General features: G+C 34.0%; 12 protein-coding genes. All 12 read right to left on the bottom strand.

Annotated elements, in window-relative coordinates; translation table 11 throughout:
• Nucleotides 1-131: 131 nt before the first annotated feature.
• Nucleotides 132-536: an Imm21 family immunity protein gene (locus HMPREF9007_RS00380; protein ID WP_008763875.1), complete on the bottom strand. Its 405-nt coding sequence runs from the start codon at nucleotides 534-536 to the stop codon at nucleotides 132-134.
• Between the two features lie 40 nt (nucleotides 537-576).
• Nucleotides 577-1,089 carry an ankyrin repeat domain-containing protein gene (locus HMPREF9007_RS00385; protein WP_008763874.1) on the bottom strand — a complete coding sequence of 171 codons (513 nt, stop codon included), beginning with the start codon at nucleotides 1,087-1,089 and terminating at the stop codon, nucleotides 577-579.
• 73 nt (nucleotides 1,090-1,162) lie between these two features.
• Nucleotides 1,163-1,615, bottom strand: coding sequence for a DUF4265 domain-containing protein (locus HMPREF9007_RS00390; RefSeq protein ID WP_016212891.1), 453 nt, complete (start codon nucleotides 1,613-1,615; stop codon nucleotides 1,163-1,165).
• 43 nt (nucleotides 1,616-1,658) lie between these two features.
• Complete coding sequence (locus HMPREF9007_RS00395; RefSeq protein ID WP_008620111.1) at nucleotides 1,659-1,952, bottom strand: hypothetical protein; 294 nt, start codon at nucleotides 1,950-1,952, stop codon at nucleotides 1,659-1,661.
• Between the two features lie 53 nt (nucleotides 1,953-2,005).
• Entirely contained in the window at nucleotides 2,006-2,617 is a 612-nt protein-coding gene (locus HMPREF9007_RS00400; protein ID WP_008620122.1) for a hypothetical protein, read from the bottom strand.
• 65 nt (nucleotides 2,618-2,682) lie between these two features.
• Complete coding sequence (locus tag HMPREF9007_RS00405) at nucleotides 2,683-3,246, bottom strand: hypothetical protein (RefSeq protein WP_004295267.1); 564 nt, start codon at nucleotides 3,244-3,246, stop codon at nucleotides 2,683-2,685.
• 77 nt (nucleotides 3,247-3,323) lie between these two features.
• Complete coding sequence (locus HMPREF9007_RS00410) at nucleotides 3,324-4,217, bottom strand: immunity 22 family protein (RefSeq protein ID WP_004319190.1); 894 nt, start codon at nucleotides 4,215-4,217, stop codon at nucleotides 3,324-3,326.
• Between the two features lie 104 nt (nucleotides 4,218-4,321).
• Nucleotides 4,322-4,714: an Imm51 family immunity protein gene (locus HMPREF9007_RS00415; protein WP_008620118.1), complete on the bottom strand. Its 393-nt coding sequence runs from the start codon at nucleotides 4,712-4,714 to the stop codon at nucleotides 4,322-4,324.
• 61 nt (nucleotides 4,715-4,775) lie between these two features.
• The gene (imm9, locus tag HMPREF9007_RS00420; RefSeq protein WP_008620116.1) at nucleotides 4,776-5,267 is read right to left on the bottom strand and encodes an Imm9 family immunity protein; all 492 of its coding nucleotides are present in this window, start codon (nucleotides 5,265-5,267) and stop codon (nucleotides 4,776-4,778) included.
• A 177-nt stretch (nucleotides 5,268-5,444) separates the two neighbouring features.
• On the bottom strand, nucleotides 5,445-6,248 hold the full coding sequence (locus tag HMPREF9007_RS00425; RefSeq protein WP_277754734.1) for an immunity 22 family protein: 804 nt from the start codon (nucleotides 6,246-6,248) through the stop codon (nucleotides 5,445-5,447).
• Between the two features lie 79 nt (nucleotides 6,249-6,327).
• On the bottom strand, nucleotides 6,328-6,762 hold the full coding sequence (locus HMPREF9007_RS00430; protein ID WP_008620114.1) for a hypothetical protein: 435 nt from the start codon (nucleotides 6,760-6,762) through the stop codon (nucleotides 6,328-6,330).
• Between the two features lie 84 nt (nucleotides 6,763-6,846).
• Nucleotides 6,847-7,137: SMI1/KNR4 family protein (locus tag HMPREF9007_RS00435; RefSeq protein WP_032850838.1), on the bottom strand; the 291-nt coding region annotated here is incomplete at its 5' end.

The following is a 7,137-nucleotide window of genomic DNA, read 5'->3' as shown; positions in this document are numbered from 1 at the left end:
CTTTTTATGGGCAGATAATGTTTGGTGGCTAACCGACCTTTAAGGGGAGGTTGAGCCGCTTGTTAATCGTCTTTATTGGATTGAATGTATTATTAAAGATACTTCGTCTTTTTGATAAAGATAAGTTTTTATTATACAAGATGTTTTTTGTAATGATAAAAAACTTTAACCGACGCTTCACAATAGGGAGACAAAGAATCAAATAGGACTAATTCAGTAGAATCCCATTTTACTTCAACTTCTTCTATCGGTTCTGCCCCAGTTACTATATCATTCTCCAGAAGTTTTTCCACCGTTAGATAATCGGGAGCATACTTCCAACGAATTATTAAAATTGCTCCATCTTTATTTACTATGCGTGTAGCCATCGGTTCATCTCCCATTACCAATAAGACATGATTGTCTATATAGATTTTCCCCAAGTAATCTGTTACGCTACATATAGCATTGTAGTTTTCTTGACCCTTCCATTGATGGGCATATTGTTGCTCAACAATGACAAATGGGCTTCCTGATGTTTCAATCCAATTATTCATATTTTTCTCAGCGATTAATGTTTGGCAGCGTGCCGCTTGTTCAGTCGGTTTGCTGTTTGTTATCGTTGTTAAAGAATCTTCTTACATCATAATTTGCGATAGTTCTTGCCAATGATTTAGGAGATACTCCATAGTTATTTTTTATATCGGGATTAGCCCCATTTTTCAAAAGTTGTTCGATAAAGAAGCCATCTCCACGGTATCGCATAACGGCTTCCCATAAAGGAGTATTCCCATTTACATTTTGTATATCCAAATCTGCATTGCTATTCAGGAGTATTTCAAAAATATCTTGTAGCTGACACTGAACAGAAAGATATAATGCAGTCCGTCCGTCTTTTCTTTTATCATTTATATCCAATCCTTTTTTTATAAATTCGGATATAATCACACCTGCTGGATGTACAATACTATCATAGTTCATTATATAATAATGAAGTAGATTACTGCCATATTTGTCTTTACTTTTTATGTCATAATCTATTAGAGTCTGCATGAACTTATTTGAGTTATCACTCAATAATTCAAGTTTCATATCTTCTATTGTTTTCATTTTTTTTATTCTAATGTTGACAACGATAATGTTCGGCAGCGTTCCGCTTATTCAGTCGATCTGCTGTTTGTTATCAACTTATATTTTGTCTGACAACACCATGTTCATAAGCCAAACTATCACATTCTTTTTGCATATTGGTCAGAACATCTTCGACCACTTTTAAGGAAACTTCTTGTGGTACATTTATGGATACGAATGAAGAGAGATTAGAAATCTCTACCTTGCATCCCATATCAAGTAGTTTGTCTCTGACCATCTGCATACGTTTATCGTTAAAATGTACCCTCAATGTGCTATTTCCAGAGGGATTCACTATGGATTGAAAATGATATTCGCCATCTTCTTCTGTAACACATATCTCATCCCCCAAACTGATTCCATAGGTATAGAATGGCACATTATCGACAATATAGGTATCATTACTTGCCTTTTTGCACCACAAACCTTCAATAGAAAATGGTGGATAGCCATCTTCATCTTGTTCCAAGTGGAATAGCACTTTTATATGTTTGTCTTTTTTCATTTTATTCATTAATAAGTTGATAATGGGATGCAGCTAACTGCGTTTAGCAGTTTAGGTGATTGTTACCAATGTTTTCTAAAATTAATTGATGAATCCTTTCTGACAAATTCCATTGTAGTGAGACAAATTTTTGTTTCATTGGTAGATCAGAGAACGAACCAATGCCTGAAAGTGAGGCATCAATTTCATGGAGATTTTGATAAAATGATTCACAATCTTCTTCGCCTTCTTTTATTAGTTTCAACTTATTCTCATACCAAACCGCTTGTTTATGCCAACCTGTTTGATGTAGTAATTCTATCATTTTCTCCAATTCATCAATTAATTTATTTCTCATTTTTAATTTTATATTATTGGTAATGTTCGGCGGATAATCTCTCTTACGGAGATTTATCCATTTGTTACCGATGTGCCATTTATTTCTATTTCTTTAAATTTTAAAAACTCATTTGCCTTATACAAATGAAGTAATTGCATTTTCATATTTTCATTGACAATGTTTTTATAAAAACCGTATTTATTCCACCCTTTTAAAAAGAACCCATCTACAGATGAAGGTATTTTAGACATATCTAACACAAGTGTACTCATGCATTCAAATTCTTCTCGTTTGGAATGAATATTGTCAACACAATCAATTACTTCATTAAAAATAATTGCCATATAATCAAGTGGGAAATCTCCATGTACTGAAACCCTTTTTAAAGAAATTCCTTTTATGGAGGACAATTCGTTTATATTCAATATATCTTCTCTGACAAGAAACAAATGGCTGACTTCAGCAAATTCTGGCATTCTTATTTGCCCAAATTCAGATATACTTTTAGCGATTAGCCCCTTACCTTTGATAAGAGCTTTTATCTGATACCTTTCCGATGAAGATGAATCTATAATTCTTTGAAAATTAATTTCTTTATCTTCATATATAAACTCCCACGAATATGTAATACATTTCTTCCATATTCGATTTTCTCCATTCAAGTATATTTTATACCATTTCATATTGTCATTGTTAATCGGTAATGTTTGGTGGCTAACTAACCTTTATAGGAATGTTCAGCCGCTTGTTATAATAAGTTTCCAATATCAAAGCCTAATTCTTTTAATACATTTGTTTGTTCTTTTTGGTATTCCAAAGTTCCACTATGGATAAAATCTTTATTTACAATATAGCTATTGGGGAAATCCTTGTAATACCTCATTAGAAAGTCTGGTATAATTTCATAAGTATTAAAACAAAATAAAATCTTACCGGATTTTACTAATCTAATAAACTCCTCTTTACTTTCACATTGATAAAGGTTCCCATCTTCATGAAAAACTCTACATTGATCAAGAAATAATTTCATGTTGAAATTAGCAAAATTAGCTAAATATTGAGGGCGTTGCCACCGTGCAATATCTGTACAGTTTGGAGATGATACGACTTTTTCCCATATACCTCGTTTTATAGGAAAAGAGTTACAGCTAAAATAGAGACGATAATGGGTTTGAGCAAATGTCTCTTCATTCAGTTCGCCTTCTAATGATGAAAAAACGCCATAACAGTCGTTTGTCAAAAGTCTTACATAATACAATTCACCACTTCGACCATTAATTTTATAAATTGCCCCCAACTCATATTTTGCCATAATGCTTTGATTTTTATTTATTATAATGTCCAGTGGATAATCGACCTTTAAGGGAAATTATCCGTTTGTTAGTCGCTTTATTCTGCAATATAAGTTTCCAAATATTGAATACCGTTGTAACTGTCTAATTCATCCACAAATTTTTTAGGTGTTTCATATGAATCATAATTTTTCTTCTTAATAAAGATTTTCTGATTCCTTTTGTTGTCCTTGAAACCATTGGGTATATAGCACACAATACAATTTGATGGCTTTATGTGGTATTCATCAATATCGGACTCAATATACCAGTCAAGGACAAGTTTGTTATCAATCATCATTCTAACAAGATTAAAAGGATTTTCGGGTTCATCCTTAATTTCCACAGTTAGAAATTCTGGATAGTAATACTTTATATTAATGTCTTTACAGAACTGACAGCGATGTTCCGGATTTGGGCGTTTCTTTGTACGACTTTCTTTGTAATCTCGTATTTCTTTCATGTATTCATCTTGATTGAAATACTCCATAAATTCTTCCCGACTTTTATCGGTTGTGCCAATCCAAATCATATATTCTAATCCAGCATTAGACCCTTGTACACCTTCAGGCGACAGTTCAAACTCAAACGTACCAAGATAAGTCATGGTTGTGGCATTCTCTGCCTTCTTAGGAGATATACCCTCACGACAATTATAGCAGATAACAGCATTTGCCATTGTAATATTTTTATCAGCCATCGACAGACTTATCTTTTGGGTATCAGCAGGAATAAGGTTAAGTAATCCTGCCAAGCCGTCAGATGTGAATTTCATAATAAGAAAATCCTCATCATAGTTCATTACACCAAGCTCCTTACAGAACTGGCAACGAAGTTCCTTATTGTCTTCATCATAATCTTTCCACCATTGACGGAAAGCCGATTGATCCATATATTTCTCAACGTCAGCTTCGGAATCGAATTGACCGACCCATATCATTATCTTACTCATTTTCTTTTTTTATTTTTCAAGCGACTAATGGGATGCAGATAGCAACCTGTTACGGTTGCTTATCTGCGTGTTATCCGCATAATTATTTCTATTTATACAAATGGTTAATCCCATTCGATTTCATCTCCTTTCTCTCGAAGAATTTTATATATTTCTTCTTCGTTTTCTATTAAAGAGATGATAATGTCGGCAAAGCGTTTTGCTTTTTGCTCGTTTTCTGCGGTGTCCTCAAAATAAGCTGCGTAAGAACCAGCTTCAGGGTCGCTTTCCATACTTTCCAAAATGTCTGGTGCATTTTCTTCCAGATAGTAGTTGAAGAAGGCATCCCAGTTGTAACCATTCATGTACGCCTCTTCGTTTATCTCATTCATTTGCTCTCCTATTGCCAATGTTTTTTCAACCTCATTTTGGAAGAGCAGAACAATGTTACCAGAACCATTTGTGTAAATTTGAACATACTCATTATTAAAGATGTCTCTTTCTTCTGTTGTTGCCATAATCTTTTAATTTTTAATTGTTTTACTATTGCGGATAATGGTTTGCAGCGTTCCGCCTTATTCAGTCGGTAGTGCTGTTTGTTATAAACTCTTTTTTCTTTATTCTTTTGCCGTTACATGTAAAGCCATAAGTAAAAGCTGCATCTATGGTTTGTTTTGCACTCTCAAGAATATAATGATACAAATTATCATATTTACTAAAGCATGGAGAAAGAATGTAGAAGTTTTTAATATTTAAAGGAATATAAATCCCCGTCATATCGGATATTCCATAGCGTGCTTCCTCCAAATTTGGTACTGGTATGGAAATAGATATTTCAAACTCTTTATTAGATGGGAAACGTTTTGCCCGTTTGAAAATCCCAATCCCCCCATTAGTATTTCGAAGATTTATCTGTATGAGAAGTTTCCAATCTCCCAAATCATCTAAGTTGATTTGGTTATTGTAATCTTCCATATAACCATTCAACTCTCGGTAAATTGAGCGCAGTAAGTCCAATTCTCCAAGTTCAGGGATTTCACTACTTATTAAAACTGCATATTGATTATTCATACATTCATCCTTATATCCAGAGTTTATAATGTTTGGCAGCGTTCCGCTTTTTAGTCGGTTTGCTGTTTGTTAGTCGCTTATTCCCATTCAAATGTTGATAAGTAACGAAGACCATTATAGTCCGCAATCTCTTCAACATATTTTTTAGGTATGCCAAGATGACCTTTCATGTTTTCTTTAAGAATAAAAACTTTTGGTTTTCTTTTTATCTCTAAAACCATTCGGGATATAGCAGAAAGTACAATTATTTGAGGCATTATTAAGGCCATTTCTATTTAATGATTTTTCAACCCAACAATCAAGTACATTATTGTCTATTATAACTGATTGAATTAATTGAACAGAATTCATTGTACATGTTTTGTCAATTTTAATTCTTAAAAACTCTGGATAATAGAATTTTATACCTAAGTCTTTACAGAACTGACAACGATGTTCGGGATTGGGACGCTTTTTGCTCTGACCGGATTCATACGCTTCCAACTCCTTGAGGTATTGCTCTTGATTAAAATACTCCATAAATTCGGTTTCATTTTTATCGGTATGCCCAATCCATGTCATATATTTCAAACCGGCAGTCGAGACTGTTGTACCAGTCGGATTAAGTTCAAAAATAAAAGAGCCCAAGAAGGATACCGATACGGTATTCGTCGCTTTCTGCAATGATATACCCTCATGGCTATTATACATGATTGCCGCATTTGCGACAGTTATTTTTTTCGCTCTTAGTATTTCCTTGATTTTATCTGTGTCTGCCGGAATAACATTCAACAGATTCTCAAGTCCTTCAGAAGAATATTTCATAATAAGAGAATCTTCGTCATAGTCCATTACACCAAGCTCTTTACAGAACTGGCAACGAAGTTCCTTATTGTCTTCATCGTATTCTTTCCACCATTGACGGAAAGCCGATTGATCCATATATTTCTCAAAGTCAGCTTCGGAATCGAATTGACCGACCCATATCATTATCTTGCTCATTTTCTTTTTTATTTTTCAAGCGACTAATGTTTGGCAGCGTTCCGCTTATTCAGTCGGCTTGCTGTTTGTTAGCAATCGTTTAAGAAAGCAACATGAAATGCCATTCTTTTGGATAATCTTTATTTATCATATTGAACAGCAACTTTACATTATTGGAATGCTGTTTTGTCAATATGGAGTATATATATTCATGACAGGCGCAGCAGGCTCGTTCTTTATTAGAGGCAACACAATGAAAAGAATCATCTGTATTTTCCTCTACACAAAACCAGTTCCATCCATAGTGCTTTTGGATAGTGTTTCCTAACAGGGAACCTAACTCATAAGCTCTATCAGTAATTTCCTCGTCATCTGAACTTTCAAAATTATTGAGATAGTTCTTTATGCCATCAAGGATGACAGAGGATTCAGCACTTTCCTGCAAGCCAATAAGGACTAAGCCTTTAGCTGCAAGCTGATCTATTTCAATTCGTTCGTCCTCGTTAATTGGACGGTATTCTTTAATTTCACTCATTGTTTTATATTTATTTCGTTGATTGCTAATGTTCGGTGGATAATCATCATTAAAGGAGATTGATCCGCTTGTTATCTGCCCGCTTTATTCCTCTTCTTCGATGAAATGATTTATAAAGTAATTGAATGACTGGGCGATGTAACGAGTATTTGTTTCAAAGTTGTATTCTCTTGAAGCGTTTTCGTCCCACTCGTCAGTCACGTAATAGTAAATCTTTTTATTCTTCAAGTTCAACGCATAATAGTTTCCACCCGAATCCATAGCAAAAGGCAACAGATTGCATGGCATTAAATTCCTACTCCATATATCTTTGGCTATGACTTCAATTGTTTCAAAAGCATTGGTGCGTTCCTTTATCGGAAAGAACGCATTTAT

Origin of the sequence: Bacteroides sp. 1_1_14 (assembly GCF_000162515.1) — a bacterium.
Classification (GTDB): domain Bacteria; phylum Bacteroidota; class Bacteroidia; order Bacteroidales; family Bacteroidaceae; genus Bacteroides; species Bacteroides thetaiotaomicron.
Note: the sequence above shows the minus strand (reverse complement) of the source record. Positions and strands in the feature narration are given on the sequence as shown.